This window comes from Actinoplanes sp. NPDC048791 (assembly GCF_040650095.1).
GTDB lineage: Bacteria > Actinomycetota > Actinomycetes > Mycobacteriales > Micromonosporaceae > Actinoplanes.
Window position 1 is genome coordinate 1 of record NZ_JBEZGQ010000044.1, and the last position, 19,456, is coordinate 19,456.

General features: G+C 70.8%; 18 protein-coding genes and 2 pseudogenes. 7 read left to right on the plus strand and 13 right to left on the minus strand.

Annotation, left to right across the window (positions count from 1 at the left end; translation table 11 throughout):
- Nucleotides 1-339, plus strand: a pseudogene (locus AB0C29_RS05945) (hypothetical protein); the annotation flags it as partial.
- A 76-nt stretch (nucleotides 340-415) separates the two neighbouring features.
- On the opposite strand, the gene AB0C29_RS05950 reads toward AB0C29_RS05945, so the two are convergent.
- The 4 genes from AB0C29_RS05950 to AB0C29_RS05965 form a co-directional block, all read right to left on the minus strand.
- Nucleotides 416-1,555, minus strand: coding sequence for an NAD(P)/FAD-dependent oxidoreductase (locus tag AB0C29_RS05950; RefSeq protein ID WP_360815768.1), 1,140 nt, complete (start codon nucleotides 1,553-1,555; stop codon nucleotides 416-418).
- Nucleotides 1,556-1,678: 123 nt separating this feature from the next.
- Nucleotides 1,679-2,338 (minus strand): helix-turn-helix domain-containing protein, encoded by a 660-nt coding sequence (locus tag AB0C29_RS05955; protein ID WP_360815771.1) that lies wholly within the window; start codon nucleotides 2,336-2,338, stop codon nucleotides 1,679-1,681.
- A gap of 40 nt (nucleotides 2,339-2,378) precedes the next feature.
- On the minus strand, nucleotides 2,379-3,791 hold the full coding sequence (locus AB0C29_RS05960) for a trehalose-6-phosphate synthase (protein ID WP_360815773.1): 1,413 nt from the start codon (nucleotides 3,789-3,791) through the stop codon (nucleotides 2,379-2,381).
- Between the two features lie 70 nt (nucleotides 3,792-3,861).
- Complete coding sequence (locus AB0C29_RS05965; protein ID WP_360815775.1) at nucleotides 3,862-4,713, minus strand: DUF308 domain-containing protein; 852 nt, start codon at nucleotides 4,711-4,713, stop codon at nucleotides 3,862-3,864.
- Between the two features lie 201 nt (nucleotides 4,714-4,914).
- Between AB0C29_RS05965 and AB0C29_RS05970 the strand changes: the two genes are divergently transcribed.
- Nucleotides 4,915-5,637 (plus strand): lysophospholipid acyltransferase family protein, encoded by a 723-nt coding sequence (locus tag AB0C29_RS05970; protein WP_360815807.1) that lies wholly within the window; start codon nucleotides 4,915-4,917, stop codon nucleotides 5,635-5,637.
- Between the two features lie 94 nt (nucleotides 5,638-5,731).
- Here the strand turns inward: AB0C29_RS05970 and AB0C29_RS05975 are convergent.
- Nucleotides 5,732-6,115, minus strand: a pseudogene (locus AB0C29_RS05975) (acetoin utilization protein AcuC); the annotation flags it as partial.
- Between the two features lie 289 nt (nucleotides 6,116-6,404).
- Here AB0C29_RS05975 and AB0C29_RS05980 point away from each other — a divergent pair.
- Nucleotides 6,405-7,154 carry a metal-dependent transcriptional regulator gene (locus tag AB0C29_RS05980; protein ID WP_360815778.1) on the plus strand — a complete coding sequence of 250 codons (750 nt, stop codon included), beginning with the start codon at nucleotides 6,405-6,407 and terminating at the stop codon, nucleotides 7,152-7,154.
- Between the two features lie 11 nt (nucleotides 7,155-7,165).
- Here the strand turns inward: AB0C29_RS05980 and AB0C29_RS05985 are convergent, their stop codons facing one another.
- Together AB0C29_RS05985 and AB0C29_RS05990 are read right to left on the minus strand one after the other, a co-directional pair.
- Nucleotides 7,166-7,720 carry a hypothetical protein gene (locus tag AB0C29_RS05985; RefSeq protein WP_360815781.1) on the minus strand — a complete coding sequence of 185 codons (555 nt, stop codon included), beginning with the start codon at nucleotides 7,718-7,720 and terminating at the stop codon, nucleotides 7,166-7,168.
- A gap of 65 nt (nucleotides 7,721-7,785) precedes the next feature.
- The gene (locus AB0C29_RS05990; RefSeq protein WP_360815783.1) at nucleotides 7,786-7,959 is read right to left on the minus strand and encodes a DUF5522 domain-containing protein; all 174 of its coding nucleotides are present in this window, start codon (nucleotides 7,957-7,959) and stop codon (nucleotides 7,786-7,788) included.
- A 64-nt stretch (nucleotides 7,960-8,023) separates the two neighbouring features.
- Between AB0C29_RS05990 and AB0C29_RS05995 the strand changes: the two genes are divergently transcribed.
- Nucleotides 8,024-8,476, plus strand: a complete 453-nt coding sequence (locus AB0C29_RS05995; RefSeq protein ID WP_360815786.1) for a hypothetical protein — start codon at nucleotides 8,024-8,026, stop codon at nucleotides 8,474-8,476.
- Between the two features lie 11 nt (nucleotides 8,477-8,487).
- The gene (locus AB0C29_RS06000; RefSeq protein WP_360815789.1) at nucleotides 8,488-9,402 is read left to right on the plus strand and encodes an alpha/beta hydrolase; all 915 of its coding nucleotides are present in this window, start codon (nucleotides 8,488-8,490) and stop codon (nucleotides 9,400-9,402) included.
- Nucleotides 9,403-9,461: 59 nt separating this feature from the next.
- Here AB0C29_RS06000 and AB0C29_RS06005 read toward each other — a convergent pair whose 3' ends face one another.
- From AB0C29_RS06005 to AB0C29_RS06015, 3 genes are all read right to left on the minus strand, one after another.
- Nucleotides 9,462-10,676: an MFS transporter gene (locus AB0C29_RS06005; RefSeq protein ID WP_360815792.1), complete on the minus strand. Its 1,215-nt coding sequence runs from the start codon at nucleotides 10,674-10,676 to the stop codon at nucleotides 9,462-9,464.
- A 17-nt stretch (nucleotides 10,677-10,693) separates the two neighbouring features.
- On the minus strand, nucleotides 10,694-12,247 hold the full coding sequence (locus AB0C29_RS06010) for a peptide-N4-asparagine amidase (protein WP_360815794.1): 1,554 nt from the start codon (nucleotides 12,245-12,247) through the stop codon (nucleotides 10,694-10,696).
- A 146-nt stretch (nucleotides 12,248-12,393) separates the two neighbouring features.
- Nucleotides 12,394-13,446: a helix-turn-helix domain-containing protein gene (locus AB0C29_RS06015; RefSeq protein WP_360815796.1), complete on the minus strand. Its 1,053-nt coding sequence runs from the start codon at nucleotides 13,444-13,446 to the stop codon at nucleotides 12,394-12,396.
- A 64-nt stretch (nucleotides 13,447-13,510) separates the two neighbouring features.
- Between AB0C29_RS06015 and AB0C29_RS06020 the strand changes: the two genes are divergently transcribed.
- Nucleotides 13,511-14,062: a TIGR03086 family metal-binding protein gene (locus AB0C29_RS06020; RefSeq protein ID WP_360815799.1), complete on the plus strand. Its 552-nt coding sequence runs from the start codon at nucleotides 13,511-13,513 to the stop codon at nucleotides 14,060-14,062.
- Nucleotides 14,063-14,132: 70 nt separating this feature from the next.
- Here the strand turns inward: AB0C29_RS06020 and AB0C29_RS06025 are convergent, their stop codons facing one another.
- The 3 genes from AB0C29_RS06025 to AB0C29_RS06035 all read right to left on the minus strand — a co-directional run bounded on the left by AB0C29_RS06025 (nucleotide 14,133) and on the right by AB0C29_RS06035 (nucleotide 18,289).
- Nucleotides 14,133-17,015, minus strand: a complete 2,883-nt coding sequence (locus tag AB0C29_RS06025; protein WP_360815801.1) for a vitamin B12-dependent ribonucleotide reductase — start codon at nucleotides 17,013-17,015, stop codon at nucleotides 14,133-14,135.
- 92 nt (nucleotides 17,016-17,107) lie between these two features.
- Nucleotides 17,108-17,629 (minus strand): transcriptional regulator NrdR, encoded by a 522-nt coding sequence (gene nrdR / locus AB0C29_RS06030; protein WP_360815804.1) that lies wholly within the window; start codon nucleotides 17,627-17,629, stop codon nucleotides 17,108-17,110.
- Between the two features lie 324 nt (nucleotides 17,630-17,953).
- Entirely contained in the window at nucleotides 17,954-18,289 is a 336-nt protein-coding gene (locus AB0C29_RS06035) for a LysM peptidoglycan-binding domain-containing protein (RefSeq protein ID WP_360549664.1), read from the minus strand.
- 345 nt (nucleotides 18,290-18,634) lie between these two features.
- Between AB0C29_RS06035 and lexA the strand changes: the two genes are divergently transcribed.
- Nucleotides 18,635-19,357 (plus strand): transcriptional repressor LexA, encoded by a 723-nt coding sequence (gene lexA, locus AB0C29_RS06040; protein WP_360550537.1) that lies wholly within the window; start codon nucleotides 18,635-18,637, stop codon nucleotides 19,355-19,357.
- Nucleotides 19,358-19,456 lie beyond the last annotated feature (99 nt).

A 19,456-nucleotide genomic window follows, 5' to 3' on the forward strand; every position in this document is an offset into this window, starting at 1 on the left:
CGGGCCGCGGTGCTGGCCTCGCCGGTGCCGGAGGGCTGGTCGGCACTGGGCGCCGCGCTGCGCGCCAATCCGCTCGGCACGCTGCCCGCACTCTTCGGGGCGGCGCCCCGGCTGAGCCGCAAGCAGCTGTTCAGCGCGGGGCTGGCCGAGGCCGACGCCTACCGGGCGAAGCTCGAGCGCACCCCGGCCGCGATCTACCGGCAGGTGCTGTTCGCGACCTCGCCGGCGGCTCCGGTCGGTGACCCGCCGACCGGGTGGTGCCGCGCAAGGCGCTCGACCGTACGGCGGCCCGTTTCGGCGCGGCCCCGCTGCTGTTCCCCGGCATGGCCCACGACCTGATGCTCGACACCAACTGGCCGGAGCCGATCGACGCGATCCTGGACTGGCTCACCAAGGAGCTCGCCGGCTGACCGTCTCACCGCGCTTCGGCATAGGCGGCGAACCGGTCGACGAGGCTCTGCGGCGCGTTGTCGTCGAAGCAGAGCGCCAGGTTGTCGGCGGCCTCCCGGGCGGCCTCCGCGCTGCGGGGGAAGAGCTCCTTCTCGTACGCGGAAAGCGCGGCCTCGATGTCGCCGGGGTGCGCGGCGATGGCCGTGCCGAGCGCGGCGCCGTCGAGCATGGCCAGGTTGGCCCCTTCGCCGGCGAACGGGGACATGAGGTGCGCGGCGTCGCCCAGCAGCGTCACCCCGGGCACGCGCTCCCAGCGGTGCTCGATCGGCAGCGCGTGGATGGCCCGCGGGTGCAGGTCGCCGTCGGCCTCGGTGATCAGCGCCCGCAGTTCGGGTGACCAGCCGGCGAACTGCTCCAGCAGGACCGCCCTGGCCCGCGCGGGGTCGGTGAAGTCGACGCCGGCGATCCACTCCTGCGGTGTGCTGACCGCGGCGTAGACGTGCAGGCTGCCGTCGGTCTCCCGGTGGGCCAGGAAACCCCTGCCCGCGCCGAGCGCGAACAGCATGCCGGCGCCGACCACCGCGGCCGGCCCGGGGTGCCGGGCGTCGGCGTCGAGCAGGTCGATCTCGACGAACGACACTCCCGCGTACGCCGGCCGGGCGTCGGACAGCAGCGGCCGGATCCGTGACCAGGCGCCGTCCGCCCCGACCAGGACGTCGCTGACCACCGTGGGGCCGTCGGCGAAGCTGAGCTCGTGCCGGCCGTCGCCGAGAGCCCGGGCGCCGGTGAGCTTGCGGCCCCAGTGGATGGTGCCGGCCGGCAGCGACTCCAGCAGCATCCGCCGCAGGTCCCCGCGGTCGACCTCCGGGCGGGTGCCGTCACCCTCGTCGGCGTCCTCGTGCAGCACGGTGTTGTGCCGGTCCAGGACCCGGGTGGCCTCGCCGCCGGGGTGGATGATGGCGCGGAACTCGTCGATCAGCCCGGCCGTGCGCAGGGCGACCTGGCCGTTGTAGTCGTGGATGTCGAGCATGCCGCCCTGGGTGCGGGCGGCGGGGGAGTCGTCGAGCTCGTAGATCGTGGCGGGGATGCCGTGGACGTGCAGGACGCGGGCCAGGACCAGCCCGCCCAGGCCGGCTCCGACGATGGTGACGGTGGGCGTGTGCATGATGCCTCCAGTGAGTACGCGTTCGTGACGAACATGTTCGTAACGGGCACGGCTCGGTCAGCCGGCCGGGATGCTGCTCAGCTCCTTGACGGGGCGCTGCTCAGCTCCTTGACGGGGCGCTGCTCAGCCCCCTGACGGGGCGCTGCTCAGCCCCTTGATCAGGGCGGCGAAGGCCCAGCGGGTGCGCTGCTCGCCGGTGCCGGAGAGCAGCTCGTCGCGGGTGCGGTGGATGTGCGGGTAGGTGGCGGCGTCGGCCTCACGGACGACGGCCGCGAGTTCCTCCTCCTCGCCGGCGGCCTCGGTGGCCTCGTCTCGGCTGCCCTGCTCGGCGGCGACCGCGGTGGCGTGCTGGAGCAGCAGGTCGACACCCCAGGCGGCCTGGCGGACCGGCACTCCTTCGGCGAGCAGGAGCCCGAGGATCGTGTCGATCAGGCGGAGGTAGTGCGGTCCGCTCGGGCGCAGCGTCAGCACGGAACGCGCCAGGCTGGGATACCCGAAGAGCAGGACGGTGTACTCGTACAGCAGGTCGATCAGCTCGCCGGAGAAGTCGAGGTCGGCCAGCAACTCGTCCAGCAGTGCGCCGTGTAGTTCGGCGGTGTTGCGGACGTAGACGTACAGCGAGGCCGGGCCGGTCTCCAGCTCGCTCGCCAGCCGGCGCATGGTGAGTCGTTCCAGGCCCTCCTCCCGCATCACCCGCAGCCCGGTCGCCACCAGGACCTCCCGGCTCAGGGGGGCCTTGGCCGGACGATCACGGCGGCTGACAGGGACGCGGCGGGGACTCATGAACACGATCGTAGCGAACATGTTCGTTATCGGCAACGCCTCAGCGGCGCAGGCCCGCCGCCAGGCGCCCCGAGTGGTCAAGAGCGGTGAGGTAGGCGCGCGCCCACGCGAGGATGTCGTAGCGGGTCAGATGGTCACGCATCGCCCGCATCCGCCGCCGCAGGTCCGCCGGGTCGGCGTCGAGCGCGTCCAGCAGCGTCGCCTTGAGCCCGTCCACGTCGTGCGGGTTGACCAGGAACGCGTCCTCGAACTCGGCCGCCGCCCCGGCGAACTCGCTGAGCACCAGCGCCCCGGTGCCGGCGGCGCGGGCGGCCACGTACTCCTTGGCGACCAGGTTCATGCCGTCACGCAGCGGGGTCACCACCATGACGTCGGCGGTCAGGTAGAGCGCGGCCAGGTCGGCCCGGTCGAACGGCTGGTTCAGGTAGTGGATGGCGGGCTCGCCGACGCGGCCGTACTCGCCGTTGATCCGGCCCACCTCGCCCTCGATCCGGTCCCGCAGCACCCGGTAGCTGTCGACGCGTTCCCGGCTCGGCACGGCCACCTGGACCAGGACGGTGTCGTGCACCTTGACCCGGCCGTCCCGCAGCAGCTCGCTGTACGCCGTCAGCCGGTGCTCGATGCCCTTGGTGTAGTCCAGCCGGTCCACGCTGAGCAGCACCCGCCGCGGCCGGCCCAGGTCGGTGCGCAGCTGCTCGGCGTGCTCGACGATGTCGGGGCGGGCGGCCAGCGCCTGCATCTCGCTGACGTCGATCGAGACCGGGAACGCGCCGGTGTGCACCACCCGACCGTCCAGGGTGATCTGGTCGTCGGTGGACTGCGCGCCGAGCAGCTTGGTGGCCAGCTGGGCGACGTTGTGCGCGGCCTGCGGGCGCTGGAAGCCGACCAGGTCCGCGCCGAGCATCCCGCGCAGCAGCTCGACCCGGCGGGGGAGCTGCATGAACAGCTCGGGCGGCGGGAACGGCACGTGCAGGAAGAAGCCGATGAGCACGTCGGGGCGCAGCTCGCGCAGCAGTTGTGGGACCAGTTGCAGGTGGTAGTCCTGGATCCAGATCGCGGCGCCGGGCTCGGCCACCTCGGCGGCCGCCTCGGCGAAGCGCCGGTTCACGTCCCGGTACGTCTCCCACCAGCGCCGGTCGAAGACGGGCTGCTCGACGGCGTCGTGGTAGAGCGGCCAGAGGGTCGAGTTGGCGAAGCCCTCGTAGTAGCCGCGAAGCTCCTCCTCGGACAGTGCCACCGGGCGGATCCGCAGGGAGCCGATGTCCGGCAGGGCGGGGGCACTGTTGATGCCGCCGTTCCAGCCGACCCAGGTCGCCGGGGTCTGCTCGAGGATCGCGTGCAGGGCGCTGGCGAGGCCGCCGGGGCTGCGCCGCCATTCGCAGGCACCGTCCGGGGCGGCACTGTCATCCAGCGGAAGGCGGTTGGCGACGACCACGAGCGAGCTCTGGCGCATCCACGAAAGGTTACGCGATGGCTACCGAGAGGAACAACGGCAGTGATCTATGTCCTTCTCCGGGCCTGCTTCAGACCACTGCGCCGTCGTCGAAGTCATCGTCGTCGTCGCCCGAGCGCAGCCGCCAGACCAGTGTGACCGCGCCGCCGACGATCGCGGTGAAGCCGATCAGAGTGACGAAGTTGCGCTCGATCGGCAGCAGCCAGGGGAACAGGAACAGCAGGAAACCGAGCACCACGCCGAGCACACCGGCGACCGCGTACTTCGAGATGTGCGGCAGCGGCGGCGGAGGCGGCGGGGTGTAGCGCTCGTCGTCCTCGTCGGTGTCGTCGTCATCCGTGCCCGCGCCGGTGCCGAACGTGTCCAGCCCGTCGAGCAGGGACGGCTCATCCGTACGGCGGCGGTTGAGCGAGACGCCCGAGAAGTCGGCGGCCGACGGCAGGGTGCCGCCCGGCCGTCGCGGCTGCTCCGGCGGATCAGCCGGCGGCAGGTCCGGCGCGCGGGTCGGATCCACACCCTCGGACGCCGGCCACGGCGGGGCCGTCGGATCGATCGGAGTGTGGAAACCGGCAACGATCTTGGCCCATTCGGCATCGACGGTGCTCTGGTCGGTGCGGGTCTCGGACTTCGGCGTGACCGGGGTCGGTCCCACCCCGCCGGTCAGCTTGTGCAGATGCTCCCGGGCCGTGGCCAGGTGGGTGCGGTCGACGTAGAGCCGATCGGTGGGCCGGGCCGGGAACGTCGTGGCGCGCAGGATCGGATTGAGGTCGGCGGACGGCTGCAGATAGGCCGCGATACCGCCGGCGGCCAGCACGTCCAGGAGGTGTTCACCGACGCGGGGATCCACGTCGCCCGCGGCCGCGTAGTCGGCCGCGTCGAGCCCGTTGTCCCGCCGCCCGCGGCGGGCGCCACCCGCTGACACCCTGCTCACTCCTCGCTTCGCGCCGTCGCGCGCTGTGCCCGCCCCGTCCGGCGGATTCGGTACCCGTTCAGCTGCGCCCGGCCGACCGTGCCTTGAATGGTGACACGTGACATGCCGGTTCCGGGAGTGCGTTGTGGCGTGCCGCTCCCGCTTCGTACGCTTTCGGTGGCCACAGACCGTGGCGCGCGGGAAAGGACACCGGTGTTCTACTGGCTGCTCAAGTACGTCGTGCTGGGACCCGTCCTGAAATGCCTCTTCCGCCCCGATGTGGAGGGGTTGCACCACGTACCGCGGAGCGGACCGGTGATCCTGGCCTGCAATCACCTCTCCTTCTCCGACTCGATCTTCACACCCCTGCTGGTGAAACGGAGGGTGACGTTCGTCGCCAAAGCGGAGTACTTCACCGGTAAGGGGATCAAAGGCTGGCTCATGCGACAGTTCTTCGTCAGCACGGGGACGATCCCGGTGGACCGTTCGGGCGGCAAGGCGGCCCGGGCGGCTCTGGACACCCAGCTGCGGGTGCTGCGCGGCGGAAACATCGCGGGCATCTACCCCGAGGGCACCCGGTCGCCGGACGGCCGGCTCTACCGCGGCAAGACCGGCGTGGCCCGCCTCGCCCTGGAGAGTGGGGCCCCGGTCGTGCCGGTCGCCCTGCTCAACACCGACGAGATCCAGCCGACCGGCAAACTGATCCCCAAGATCAAGCGAGTCCGCATCCGCTTCGGCGCCCCGCTGGACTTCTCCCGCTACGCGAACTCCCTGGGCGACCGCTTCGTCGAGCGGGCGGTGACCGACGAGATCATGTACGAACTGATGACCCTGACCGGCCGCCCCTACGTAGACGTCTACGCCGCATCCCTGAAGACAGCAATCGTCGCCCCTTCGCCGAGTCGCTCGACGTCCGCGTCTGTCGAAAAAACCTGACCCTTTGGGTACGCGTCCCGGCGTCACCCAACCGCAACACCGGGGCCGGAGTGGCGCAGTATCCGGCCAGTCGCCGGTCCAGGCCGAGGGATCAGCCGCCGGAGACGTTGACCGCCCGGGTGGCCGCGCCGCTCCACACCGCCTCGGCCGCGGCCAGGGTGGCGCCGCAGATCCGCGCGCTCGCCTCGTGCATGCCCTCGAAGACCGGATTGTCCGGGGTGTTGAGGCCCCAGCCACGGAAGAAGGGATCGTGCGGGGCGAGCCGCACCGCCTCCAGATAGTCCGGCCGGTGCACCCGGAGCAACGCCGCGTCGTCGGCCGGCTCCGGCACGACCATGCGCACCCCGGGGCGGTCGAGCACGCCCAGCTCCCGGGCGAGCGCCATGGTGAGCTCGACCCGCACCGGATTCATCGGGTGGTGCCCCATGTCGTACGCGAGCAGCGCCTCGTCCCAGACCACCGCCGTCGACTCCGCCATGAGCCTCATGCTGCCACGCCGGCGGGAACAATCGGGGGGTGCACCGACGCTGCAAGCATGGCGCCGGTTCGCGGACGGCCCGGTTGGATAGAGTGCGGGCACTGATGTCGTTGCCGACCATCCGCCCGACCTCGATGCCCGGCCGCCCGACTCGCCGGCCGGCTCGTCGCCGGCGTCAGGCAGCCGGCCCGCTGGGTGCCGGCGCCGCGCTCCGCGCCCGGGAGATTCGGCAGGAGATCCCGGCTCGACTACCCTTGACAGGCACGCTTACTCCGGGAGGTCAGTACCGATGGCGCGGACTCACAACACGTCAACCAAGAAGTCCGACACGAAGGTACATCACGTAGACCTCGTCGACACCACGGAGATGTACCTGCGCACCATCCTCGAACTGGAGGAGGAGGGCGTCCCTCCGCTGCGGGCCCGCATCGCCGAGCGCCTGCACCAGAGCGGCCCCACCGTCAGCCAGACCGTGGCCCGGATGGAGCGCGACGGGCTGCTGACCGTGGAGAACGACCGGCACCTGCTGCTCACCGAGGAGGGCCGGGTCGCCGCCGTGGCGGTCATGCGCAAGCACCGACTCGCCGAGCTGCTGCTGGTCAACGTCATCGGGATGCCCTACGAGGAGGCCCACGAGGAGGCCTGCCGGTGGGAGCACGTGATGAGCGACTCCGTCGAGCGCAAGGTCTACGAGCTGCTCAACAAGCCGACCCGGTCGCCGTACGGCAACCCGATCCCCGGCCTCGAGGTGCTCGGCCTGCCGGCCGAGGAGCCGCTGGAGAGCAGCTCGACCGTGATCAATGCGGGTGAGCGCAACCTGGCGTTCCCGGGGCTGACCGGCAGTGTCGTGGTGCGCCGGATCTGCGAGAGCGTGCAGACCAACGCCGGGGTGCTGCGCCAGCTGCACGCGGCCGGCATCGACCCGGGTGCGACCGTGACGGTGGCGCAGGAGCGCGACGGTGTGACGATCGACCGCTCCGGCGACAAGATCCGGCTGCCGCGTGAGGTGGCGTCGCGGGTTTTCGTCGACGCCCGCTGAGCCGTCCCGCGTCAGCCGTCGGTGGTGTCCATCGCCTTGGCCAGGTCGAGCAGCTTGGGCGCGAGGTCGTCGACGGCGTCGCGCTGCGCGTCCTTCGGGAAGGTGAAGCGCAGCGTCTGGAGCTGCTCGGCCTCGCTGAGCCAGCCGATCTCGACGGTGGGTCCGTGCCCGCCGGTGGCCTTGGTCACCAGCCGGTAGCCGGCCTTGCCGAGGCCCTTGAGCTTGGTGGCCTTGGCCGGCATGAGCTCCTCGGTGAACAGCTCGGCGTCGGCCTTGGTGCTCTCCACCACGGAGAGCGCGAGGTCCGGCCAGGCGGCGGTCTCGGTCTGCACCACGCAGGTGGACGTGTCGTCGATCTGGTCGGAGGCGGCGATGCTGAAGGCGACGCCCAGCTTCTGCTCGATGAAGGCGTAGTCCCAGAGGATGCAGGCGCCACCGGCCGAGGCGGCGGGCTGCTGCACGACCTGCACCGGAGGCATGGCCGCGGTCTCGTCCTTCTTGTCCGTGCAGCCGGCCGGCAACAGCAGCGCGGCTGCCGCGCCGAGGGCGATGAGACGCGAACGCACGAGGGGTCCTCCCGACTTTCGGGGCACACCGTACTGTGCGCGAGGCTGGGGACGAAAGCCCCAACTCAGGAACGATCAGCGTACGGACAGTGACGACAGCCCCGGGTGCAGCAGGTCCCCCGCTTGGCCAGGAAAGCCGCGGTGAGCACGAAGAGCCCGGTGTCCGGGTCGAGATAACCGGCCTGACCGGCGGCGACCGCGGCGGCGTGCGCGGCCTCGATCCGCGGATCCTTGTCCACCGCTCCACCCTAGCCAGCCGGCGATCACTTGACACCAGGTGTCAAGGAGCGATTGCATACCTGCATGCCGTCGAGGACCGCGCTGATCGAGCAGATCGTCCGGCTGCTCGACATCCGCCTGCTGGACCCGCTGGAGGTCCTGCTCGAAGGCGACGACGCGGTGGAAGCATTGCGCCGGCTCGTGCGGCGTCGCGCCGGGCAGTGGGCGACGCAGCTGCTGGACGGCGACGACACCACCGCGGTGCGAGCGGCCGTACGGCTCATCGCGACGCTGTATCCGGGCGACAGCGCCTTCGACCCTCCGGTCGACTGGTGGCGCACGCCGCTCGGCGGGGTGGTCGCCCGGCGGGTCGGGCATCCGTCCGCGGAATCGGTGTCCTACGCCACGGCCGGAGCCATGCTCGGTATCACCCGCCAAGGTGTGCACGACCTGGTCCGGCGGGGACGGCTGCCGCGCCATCCCGATGGTGGAGTCCCTTCCGCGGCCGTGCGGGACCGGCTGCAGAGCGAGTCTTGAGGAGAGATGTTGTGATCAACGATCGACTGGTCGATGCCGGTGAGCTGCCTGTCGCCGTCCGGGACTTCGGTGGCGAGCAGCCGCCGTTGCTGCTCCTGCACGGCGCCGGCGGCAACCTGGCCATGCTGACCACGCTCGCCCGGGCCCTGCGCCCCCGGCACCGGGTCATCACGCTGGACCTGCGCGGGCACGGGCGCTCCGGCGACGGTCCGTGGTCCTGGGACGCGGCGCTCGGCGACATCGCCGCGGTGACCGTGCAGCTGGAGCTCAACCGGCCCGCGGTGGTCGGACACTCGCTCGGCGGGATGCTGGCCGTGCTGTGGGGGCAGCGGCACCCGGAGACGCCCGGCGTGGTGAGCCTGGACGGCAACCCGCCGCCGACCCGGCCCGGCCAGCTGCCCGGTCTCGACCCGGAGAAAGCGGCGGCAGAGCTGGCCCGGCTCACCACGGTCTTCGACACCATGCACGCCGGGATGGGCCGGACGATCCCGTCGGAGGAGCTCCCGGACCTGGTGGAACGCCAGCAGATGGCGGCCCGGGACATGGGCGCCAACGAGAAGGTGTGGATCGAGGGCTTCCGGCGCAACCTGGTGCACAAGGACGGCGAGACGACCATGCGGCCGTCCGCCGAGACATCCGCGCAACTGCGGGCGCTGATGAACGACCTGGAGCTCGGCCCGGTGTACGCGACCACGCCGGCCCCGACACTGGCCGTGCTGGCCACCCGTGACCTGCCGGAGCAGGAGCCCTTCGCCGACCTGTACGCGGCGCACCGGCGGTATCTCGTGGAGCAGGCCGCGGCGGGTGCCCGGGCCAATCCACGGATGCGGTACCTGCAGCTCGAGGACTCCTCGCACGCGATGGTCATCGAGCAGCCGGAGGTGCTGGCCTCGCTGATCGGCGACTTCCTCAGCGGCGGCCACTGAGGTTTTCGAGTGGGGGGTTGGAGGCGGGCCCGGGGCGGCAGCGGCTCGGGCGAGCGCGGTCAGGAGTTGGGGGCGGTTTCGGATTCCGGGGTTCTGGCCGGCGCGAGGGGCCGGGCCGCGCCCGAGGCGGCCAGGCCCAGGCAGATGGCCGCCACGACCACCAGCAGGGCGCGCAGCACCCCGAAGTGCTCGGCCAGGAAGCCGATCAGGGGCGGTCCCGCCAGGAACGAGCCGTAGCCGATCGAGCCCGCCACCGACACCCGGATCGCCGCCCGCAGCGGGTCGTCGGCTGCCGCGCTCATGCCGATCGGGAAGCCCAGGGACGCCCCCGCACCCCACAGCAGGGCTCCCAGCAGGACCAGCGGCACGCCGACGCCGGACACCACCAGCAGCAGGCCGATCAGGGCCGACAGTGCGGTGCCGCGCAGGACCCGCACCCGGCCCCAGCGTTCGATCGCGTTGCCGCCGAAGAGGCGGGCCAGGGTCATCGCCGAGACGAAGAAGCCGAAGCCGATCGCGCCGACCGTTTCCGTCGCGTGGTAGCCGTCGACCAGGCTGATCGCCAGCCAGTCGTTGGCCGCGCCCTCGGTGAAGCCGAAGCCCAGCATGATCAGGCCGATCAGCAGGGTGCGGGGCTCACGCCAGGCGTCCCGGACCCGGCCGGCCGAGCGCTGCTCCGCCGTGGTCGCGACGTGCGGCAGGAAACGCCGCACGGTCACGATCATCACGACCGTGCCGACGAGCGCAGTGCAGAGCAGTTGCGTGGTGACGCTGACGCCGGCCGCCGCCGCGGCCGCGCTGAGCCCGGCGCCGCCCACGGTGCCCAGGCTGAAGCCGGCGTGGAAGCGGGGCATCAGCGTGCGGCCGAGGCGGCGTTCGACGTCCGCGCCCTCGACGTTCATGGCCACGTCCCAGGTGCTGTTGCCGCCGCCGAGCAGGACCAGGCCGACGCCGGCCAGGGGCACCGAGCCGAGGTAGGTGCCCGCGGCCATGCCGACCAGGCCCAGCATCACGGCCATGCTGCCGAGCAGCACCGATCGGGCCGGGCCGAAGCGCTGCACCAGCGGGCCGGCCAGCGGGATCGCGGCGATGGCCGCCCCGGAGAGGCAGAGCAGCAGCAGGCCCAGCCCGGCGGAGCTCAGACCCAGGTCCTCCCGAACGGCGGGGGCGCGGGCCAGCCAGCCGGCGAAGGCCAGGCCGTTCGTGCCGAAGGTGACGCCGACTGCGACCTTCGCGGACTCGAGGCGGGGACGGTCGGGGGCGGCTGTGGTCACGCCCTCGAACTTAACCGTTAAAGTGGCGAACCGTAAGCCAGTTGATCAGTGATGACGGTCCCGTTGACGGTGCTGATCGTGCGGTCGTAGTCGGGGCCGGGCCGGCGCAGGCGGTAGTGCTCGGTCGAGGTGCCGGTGGCGTGGCGCTGGTCGCGGGGCACGTTCAGGGTCCACGAGGCCTGGCCCGTCCACGTGTCCAGCAGTTCGCGGCCCGGCGTGGTGGCCGCGTCCTCCAGCTTCATGGTGGTGGTGAGGCGGTCCGCGTCGTCGATCGTGATCGCGCCCGTCATGCCGTACCGCCGGCTCGTGGTCGTGGTGGACGGCCGGGACCGGCCGTTGCGGACCGTGACCCCCGCCTTGTCGGTCCAGACAGCGCGCAGCGCGTCGTTGGTCTCGTCGGCGTTCCACGTGTGCGTGGAGGTGGTGGTCACCGTGCGGGCGACGGTCGTGGTGACGCGGCCGTGCGAGGTGTCGACGTAGCCGGTGACCGTGAGGCCATGACCGCCAGTGGTCTTGAGAGTGGGGGCTGTGTACACGGAGTTGTTGATCAGCGGCTGCTCCCGGGTCGCCACCAGACGCCCGGTGACCTGCCTGCTGCCGTGATCACGCCAGGCCAGCAGGGTCGTCGGCACGTCCCAGCCGCTCTGACCGGCGGGCACGCCCAGCACGTTCACCGTGATGGCGTGCGCCTTACCGTCGGTGAGCAGGCCGGCGAACGGGGTCAGGTCGTACCGGATCGGCTGGATGTCAAAAGCGCGCGGCGCCGGCAGGGCATACCAGAGGTACGGGTTGGACCAGCCACCCGTGTAGACGTGCGGGTAGGGCGCCGCGACGCCGGCCAGGGTGCCGTCGATGCGGACCTGAACCTCCCGGTACGGGCCGTTGTCGGCCGGACAGGAGTACGGGACACCGGTGGGCGTGGTCAGATACCAGAACTCCTCGCAGCCGCCGCCGGAGCCGGTGGCGTACACGTCCGCGAAGACCCGCTCGGTGTTACGCGGCAAAATCTGGTCGACGGCCAGCACTTCCGGTCGCGGCGCGGCCCGCCCGCGGTAGAACGTCAGCTTGACGGTCACGTCCAGGACGCCCGTGTAGGTGTCGTCCACCACGTTGCCGATCAGCATCTCGACCGGCTGCGGGCGGGTGAGCAGGGCGGCGTACCCGGTGAGGTCCTTCTCCACCGACCAGCGGATGCCATCCACCGACGGCTCCGGTGTCGAGGTCTTGAAAACCGTCACCCCGCCGATCCTGAGGTAGCCGAGCCGATCGAACTGCCGGCCCGCGACCGCGCCTTCCAGGCGCAGCACGACCTTTTCCCACGGTCCGCGGCAGTCCGGCACATAGGTCGAGGTGTACGGCGTGAAGTCACGGAACTCGGTGTCCACGATGGTCGTGGCGCAGGCGGCACCGGGCGGCACCGCCACGGGTGGGGCGGCGGTCCGCGGATCGTCCCAGTCGGTGCCGAACTCGGCGGGTGGGATGGGCTTCTGCGCTCCTTGTAGGTCCGCCGCGACGGCCGGCGAGCCGGTCAGGATGGTCAGCATTGCTACGGCGGCCGCGAAGATCTTCACGACCCCATCCGATCGGAGACATCGGTGACTGTCAACGCCTGCCTGGCGTCAGGGGCCCGGGACAGGCGGCCCGGCGTCAGCGGGCCGGCGTCAGCGGGCCGGCGTCAGCGGCCCGACGTCAGCGGCCCGACGTCAGCGGGCCGGGGTCAGCGGCGCGGGTAGCGCTCGGCGTAGCGGGTGGGCGGCTCGCCGACCATGGCCGTGAAATCCCGGACGAAGTGCGCCTGGTCGGCGTAGCCCAGCTCGACGGCGAGCCGCACCCAGTCGATGTCCACCCCGGACGCAAGCCGCTCCCCGACCTCGTGCAGCCGGTAGCGGCGGATCACCCACTTCGGGCCGAGGCCGACATACTCGGCGAACAGCCGCTGCAGCCGGCGCACCCCGATCCCGGCCCGGGCCGCGAGCGCGTCGACCCGGGTGAGCTGCGGCTCGGCCTGCACCAGGGCCACGATGGCCGCGGCCTGCTCGGCCAGCGGATCGGGCGCCGGCAGCCGCGCCCGCAGGAATTCCTCGACCAGCTGCTGCTGACCTTGCGGCAGACCCTCGACCTCCTCCTGGTGACCTTGCGGCAAGCCCTCGACCTCCTCCGGCTGACCTTGCGGCAGATCCTCGCCTTCCTCCTGGTGATCTTGCGGCAGGCCTTCGACCTCCTGCTGACTTTGCGGCGGGTCAAGGCCGAACACGGCCTCCTTCTGCCGGCGAAGCGGCAGGCCCGGGCCGCCCACGGCCTCCTTCTGCCCGCCAAGCGGCAGGCCCGAGCCGCCCACGGCCTCCTTCTGCCCGCCAAGCGGCAGGCCCGAGCCGCCCACGGCCTCCTTCTCCCCGCCAAGCGGCAAGCCAGGGCCGAACACGGCTGAGGCCGGGAGCGTACGGCCGGTGATCGTGGCGACGCTCGCGCCCAGGAACGGGCGGAAGCAGCCCGGGCGGAACGTCACCCCGAAGACCCGGCCGCGGCCTTCGAGGACCCGGACGACATGCCCGCGCTCCGGGCCGCGGACGACCGCGTCGCCGTCGCGGAAGGTCAACTGCACGTTCGGGTACGGGACGATTTTCTGCTCGTACGGCTGCTGCCCGCACAGGTCCCACTCCGCGGCCCAGTAGCCGGCGACGAAAGGGGACAGATCCGCGGCCGGGACGCCGTACCAGTGGCGTTGGAAGGTGGCCCACGCACCGCGGAGCTCGCGCGCATCCCGGACCATGACCGCAGCCTAGCGTCGCGTTTTTTCAAGACGGCGGCGCGCGCGGCGCCTATCGTCGGCGCTCATGCGGGAACACGAACTCATCGCCCTGGCGGCTCCCCCGACGGTGGCCGTCCTGCGGGGCATCCGGCCCGACCAGCTCACCGCCCCGACACCGTGCTCGGAGTACGACGTCCGGGGCCTGATCGACCACCTGGTGCACTGGGGGCCGAGCCTGGCCCGGGCCAGCCGGCACTCCGACGGCGAGCCGCGACCGGGCGGCGACCCGGTGGAACGGCAGCTCGAGATGCTTGTGGAGGCCTGGTCGGTGCCGGACGCGTGGCAGGGCATGACCACGATGGGCGGCCCGCACGAACTGCCGGCCCGGATGATCGGCGCGATGGCGATCGGCGAGGTGGTCGTGCACGGCTGGGACCTGGCCCGGGCCACCGGCCAGCCGGCCGGCTGGGATGAGGCGCTGCTGGACTTCCTGTACGAGGAGGTGGCCAAGACGGCCGAGCTGGGGCGGGAGATGCAGGCGTACGGGGAGGAGGTGCCGGTGCCGCGGACGGCGCCGGTGCTGGACCGGATGCTGGGGCTGACCGGCCGCGACCCGCGCTGGACACCGAAGCAGTAGCCGCGCCGCAGTGAAAGGGAGCCGGACCGCGAGGTCCGGCTCCCTTTACGCCTAGCTCATTGCCTTGAGGTCAGCTGCAGCCCGAGGTCGAGCCGCAGCCCTCGCAGACGTAGCAGCTGCCGGCCGGGCGCATCTTCGTGCCGCAGGTGAAGCACAGCGGTGCGTCGGCCGACGTGCCCAGCACCACTTCGAGCAGCTCCGTCGAGGAGCCCACCGGGGACGGCGCGCTCTTCTCGGCGTCGGCCGCGGGGATCGTCGCCGTCGGGGACGATGCGGCACCGACCGGGGCGGAGACCGGCGCGGACGCCGCCATGCCGGCCAGGTCGACGCCCGATGCCTCGGCCGCGGCTTCGGCCTGGATCTGCGCCGCGCGCTCCTTGGCGGTGAAGATGCCCAGCTCGGCGCGGGCGTCGTAGGACAGGAAGTCCAGGGCCAGGCGACGGAAGATGTAGTCCATCACCGAGGCGGCCATCCGGACGTCCGGGTCGTCGGTCATGCCGGCCGGCTCGAAGCGCATGTTCGTGAACTTGCTGACGAACGTCTCGAGCGGGACGCCGTACTGCAGCCCTATCGAGATCGCCACCGAGAAGGCGTCCATGACCCCGGCCAGGGTCGAGCCCTGCTTCGACATCTTCAGGAAGACCTCGCCGAGGCCGTCGTCCGGGTAGGACGACGCGGTGAGGTAGCCCTCGGCTCCGCCGACCGAGAAGGAGACCGTCTCCGACGGGCGCTTCTTCGGCAGGCGCTTGCGGACCGGGCGGTACTCGACGACCTTCTCCACGACCGGCTCCACCTCGGCGGCAGGCGTCTCGGCGGTCACCTTCGGCTTGGCCGCCGACAGCGGCTGGCCCACCTTGCAGTTGTCGCGGTAGATCGCGAGCGCCTTGAGGCCAAGCTTCCAGCCCTGGTAGTGGACGTTCTCGATGTCCTCGACGGTCGCCGACTCCGGCATGTTGATCGTCTTGGAGATCGCGCCGGAGATGAACGGCTGCACCGCGGCCATCATCCGCACGTGGCCCATGGGGGCGATGGACCGCTCGCCCATGGCGCAGTCGAAGACCGCGTAGTGCTCCGGCTTGAGGCCGGGGGCGTCGACCACGATGCCGTGGTCGGCGATGTGCTCGACGATCGCCTCGACCTGCTCCTCGGGGTAGCCGAGGCTGCGCAGCGCGCGCGGGACCGTCTGGTTGACGATCTGCATCGAGCCGCCGCCGACGAGCTTCTTGAACTTGACCAGGGCCAGGTCGGGCTCGACGCCGGTGGTGTCACAGTCCATCATCAGGCCGATGGTGCCGGTCGGCGCGAGCACGGAGGCCTGGGCGTTGCGCCAGCCGTTCTTGTCACCGATCTTGTTGCCGTTCTGCCACTGCTTGGTGGCCTCCCGGACGATCGCGGTGGCGACGGTGCCCGACGGGCGGATCTCGTCGTTGGCCGCGGCGTGCTTGCGCATGACGCGCTTGTGGGCGTCGGCGTTGCGGGCGTACCCGTCGTACGCGCCGACGACGCCGGCGATCTCGGCCGAGCGGCGGTACGCCGTGCCGGTCATCAGCGACGTGATGGCGGCGGCGACACTGCGGCCCGACTCCGAGTCGTACGGGTGGCCGGTCGCCATCAGCAGGGCGCCCAGGTTCGCGTACCCGATGCCGAGCTGGCGGTAGGCCCGCGTGGTCTCGCCGATCTTCTGGGTCGGGAAATCTGCGAAGCAGATCGAGATGTCCATCGCGGTGATGACGAACTCGACGCTCTTGACGAACTTCTCGATCTCGAAGCCGCCGTCGGCCTTGAGGAACTTCATCAGGTTGAGCGAGGCCAGGTTGCAGGACGAGTCGTCCAGCGACATGTACTCCGAACACGGGTTGGACGCGGTGATGCGGCCGGTCTCCGGGTTGGTGTGCCAGTCGTTGATCGTGTCGTCGTACTGCAGGCCGGGGTCGGCGCACTCCCAGGCGGCCTTGGCGATCTCGGTGAACAGCTTCTTGGCGTCGATGCTCTCGATCGTCTCGCCGTGCAGCCGGCCGCGCAGATCGAAGGTCGTGCCCTCCTCGACCGCGCGCATGAACTCGTCGCTGACCCGGACCGAGTTGTTGGCGTTCTGGTACTGCACCGAGACGATGTCGCTGCCGCCGAGGTCCATGTCGAACCCGGCGTCGCGCAGGGCCCGGATCTTGTCCTCCTCGCGGGCCTTGGTGGTGACGAACTCCTCGATGTCGGGGTGGTCGACGTCGAGGATCACCATCTTGGCCGCGCGGCGGGTCGCGCCACCGGACTTGATCGTGCCGGCGCTGGCGTCGGCGCCGCGCATGAAGCTGACCGGGCCGCTGGCCGTGCCGCCGGAGGAGAGCAGTTCCTTGGAGGAGCGGATGCGGGAGAGGTTGACGCCGGAGCCGGAGCCGCCCTTGAAGATCAGCCCCTCTTCCTTGTACCAGTCCAGGATCGAGTCCATCGAGTCGTCCACAGACAGGATGAAGCAGGCGCTGACCTGCTGCGGCGAGGCGGTGCCGACGTTGAACCAGACCGGCGAGTTGAAGCTGAACACCTGGTGCAGCAGCATCCAGGTCAGCTCGTGCTCGAAGATCTCCGCGTCGCCCGGGTTGGCGAAGTAGCCGTAGTCCTCGCCCGCCTTGCGGTAGGTCTTGACGACCCGGTCGATCAGCTGCTTGAGCGACCACTCGCGGGTATCCGTGCCGACCGCACCCCGGAAGTACTTGGTGGTGACGATGTTGGCCGCGTTGACGCTCCAGGTGGTGGGGTACTCGACCCCGCGCTGCTCGAAGTTGATCGAGCCGTCCCGCCAGTTCGTCATGACGACGTCGCGGCGTTCCCACTCCACCTCGTCGTACGGGTGGACGCCCTCGGTCGTCCAGACGCGCTCGATCCGCAGCCCCCCGACCGCGGCGCCCCCGTTGCTCGCGCGACTGCGCTGCCTGCCTGCTGTCATACCGTCACCGGCCATTTCGTGCTCCCCCTCGATAGATCGCAGCTTCCCCACCGCGATCCGCTTACCGACATTCGGGCACGGCTGTCGCCATGCCTTGGATAAAAGGCTTATTTGGTACGGGTTTCCGTCCATTTGGCCGGACGTCCACCGCTGGGCCGGGCGGGCACCGTGTGCCGGGATCCCGCCGCCGCCTCGCGCAGATCGGCGAGCTCACGTTCGAAGTCCTCGAGCGAGTCGAAGGACTTGTAGACGCTCGCGAAGCGCAGATAGGCGACCTGGTCGAGCTCCCGCAGCGGCGACAGGATGGCCAGACCCACGTCGTGGCTGGGCACCTCGGCCGCGCCCTTGGCCCGGACGGTCTCCTCGACCTTCTGCGCGAGCAGCGCGATCGAGTCCTCGTCGACGGGCCGGCCCTGACAGGCCTTGCGGACACCGCTCATGATCTTGGTCCGGCTGAAAGGCTCGGTGACGCCGTTGCGCTTCACGATCGCGAGCACGGCCTCCTCGACCGTGGTGAAGCGCTTGCCGCACTCCGGGCACGACCGGCGACGACGAATCAGCTGACCGTCGTCGGCCTCACGCGAGTCGACCACACGTGAGTCGGCGTGCCGGCAATACGGACACCGCACCGAGATCCCCCTGTCGCCGGGCGCTGCCACCCAGGTCGCCGGAGCCGTCGCGGAACCGTCGTCCAGGCACGCCGAATGACAGCCGCGGAAGCGGTGAGAACCGCCTTGTGGCTGTGGACGAACCTGTGGATGACGGGGTTGCCCGACCCCAACCTGTGGATGACTTACACCCTTGTAACTACTAGATGTTGGGGTTGACGTTATGCCGCTGCGGACGTCGATGCAAGTTCACCGGCGCGTCGGCGCGCCGCTTTTTCTACCTCAACACGAGGGGTGCCGCACCGGTCACGGCCAGCACCGGAACAACATGATCAACGCAGTGGATCAACGCGTCCGGGGAACCACGAGAGTGTCACCGGCGTGGATGGCGATCTCGTCGTCACCGAGACCGTTGAGCCGGCGGATCTCGGCCACCACGGCATGCGGGCTGCGACCCGGGTCGGTGCGGGCGGCGATGTCCCACAGCGTGTCGTCGGACTGGACCACGACGGTGGGCGCGGGACCGGACGGGGGATTCTCGGCCCGGGAAGCTGTGGTCCACAACACGGCGCTCGCCAAGGACGCGAGAAGAATGAAGAAGGCCAGCACGACGACGCGACCCCGCCGGGTCAACCGCAACGGGGCCGGCTCATCGACCCGCCGCATACCAGTGACCACCACGGCATATTCCTTTCTCCGCATACGTCCCTCGGACAAGCGTTCGATCGAACGCCCGTACGACGGTCTATCAGAACAGACGTACGGAAGTCGAGCACTTCCGAGCGACACGCCGCGAGAAAGTCGTACAGATGTTTGAATATGTCGTACCCCGCAGTTACGGTTCTCGGTCAAGAGGGGTCAGCCGGGCACAAGTCCATCCCCACGGGCGAATGTCCGGCTCCGCGAGCGCACCACGTGCCGATGAGGCACTGGCCGACAGGGAGGGCCAACGTGTCGACCGACGACCGGACGAGCCGGCAACACCAGAATGACTCGAAGCCAGAGGCCGCCAATACCAAGGCGGCGATGCGCCGGCGCACGCCGTCCCGGGCCCGCAGCGGTGACGCGCCGCAGCTGCGCAGTGTGACGCCGGTGGTCAGCCAGTTCCCCGATCTGGTCACCGCGGACCTGACCGCACGCCAGCGCCGGATCCTCGAGTTCATCCGCGACTGGGTGGAACGCTACGGCTACCCGCCGAGCGTCCGCGAGATCGGCGAGGCTGTGGGTCTGGTGTCGCCGTCAAGCGTGGCTTACCAGCTGAAGGAGCTGGAAAAGAAGGGCTTCCTGCGCCGCGACCCGAACAGGCCGCGTGCCGTGGACGTGCGCGCGCCCAGCGAGATGGTCGACGACGAGGCGCTGCGGTCCGCGCGGCCGACCCCGGCGTACGTGCCGCTGCTGGGCCGGATCGCCGCCGGTGGACCGATCCTGGCCGAGCAGGCGGTGGAGGAGTTCTTCCCGCTCCCCCGCGAACTGGTCGGCGAAGGCGACGTCTTCATGCTCGAGGTCAAGGGCGACTCGATGATCGACGCAGCCATCTGCAACGGCGACTGGGTGGTGGTCCGCCAGCAACCGACGGCGAACGTGGGCGACATCGTGGCGGCGATGATCGACGGCGAGGCGACGGTCAAGAGCTACCGGCAGCGGGACGGGCATGTGTGGCTGATGCCGGCCAATCCGGCGTTCGACCCGATTCCGGGGGATGACGCTACGGTGATGGGTCGCGTGGTCGCTGTTCTCCGGCGGGTCTGACGGGGTTCCGCCGAGCGGCCGGCCGGGGTCTGAGCACGCCGCTGCGCGCGTTCATCAGGAAGATGAAGAAGGCGATGCTGAAGCCGAGGGCGATCTTGG

Excerpts from the sequence above, each read along its gene's own strand:
- AB0C29_RS05950 (WP_360815768.1), bottom strand. The coding sequence starts at position 1,555 with ATGCACACGCCCACCGTCACCATCGTCGGAGCCGGCCTGGGCGGGCTG.
- AB0C29_RS05955 (WP_360815771.1), bottom strand. The coding sequence starts at position 2,338 with ATGAGTCCCCGCCGCGTCCCTGTCAGCCGCCGTGATCGTCCGGCCAAG.
- AB0C29_RS05960 (WP_360815773.1), bottom strand. The coding sequence starts at position 3,791 with ATGCGCCAGAGCTCGCTCGTGGTCGTCGCCAACCGCCTTCCGCTGGAT.
- AB0C29_RS05980 (WP_360815778.1), top strand. The coding sequence starts at position 6,405 with ATGGCGCGGACTCACAACACGTCAACCAAGAAGTCCGACACGAAGGTA.
- AB0C29_RS05995 (WP_360815786.1), top strand. The coding sequence starts at position 8,024 with ATGCCGTCGAGGACCGCGCTGATCGAGCAGATCGTCCGGCTGCTCGAC.
- AB0C29_RS06015 (WP_360815796.1), bottom strand. The coding sequence starts at position 13,446 with ATGGTCCGGGATGCGCGCGAGCTCCGCGGTGCGTGGGCCACCTTCCAA.
- AB0C29_RS06020 (WP_360815799.1), top strand. The coding sequence starts at position 13,511 with ATGCGGGAACACGAACTCATCGCCCTGGCGGCTCCCCCGACGGTGGCC.
- AB0C29_RS06025 (WP_360815801.1), bottom strand. The coding sequence starts at position 17,015 with ATGGCCGGTGACGGTATGACAGCAGGCAGGCAGCGCAGTCGCGCGAGC.
- lexA (WP_360550537.1), top strand. The coding sequence starts at position 18,635 with ATGCGCCGGCGCACGCCGTCCCGGGCCCGCAGCGGTGACGCGCCGCAG.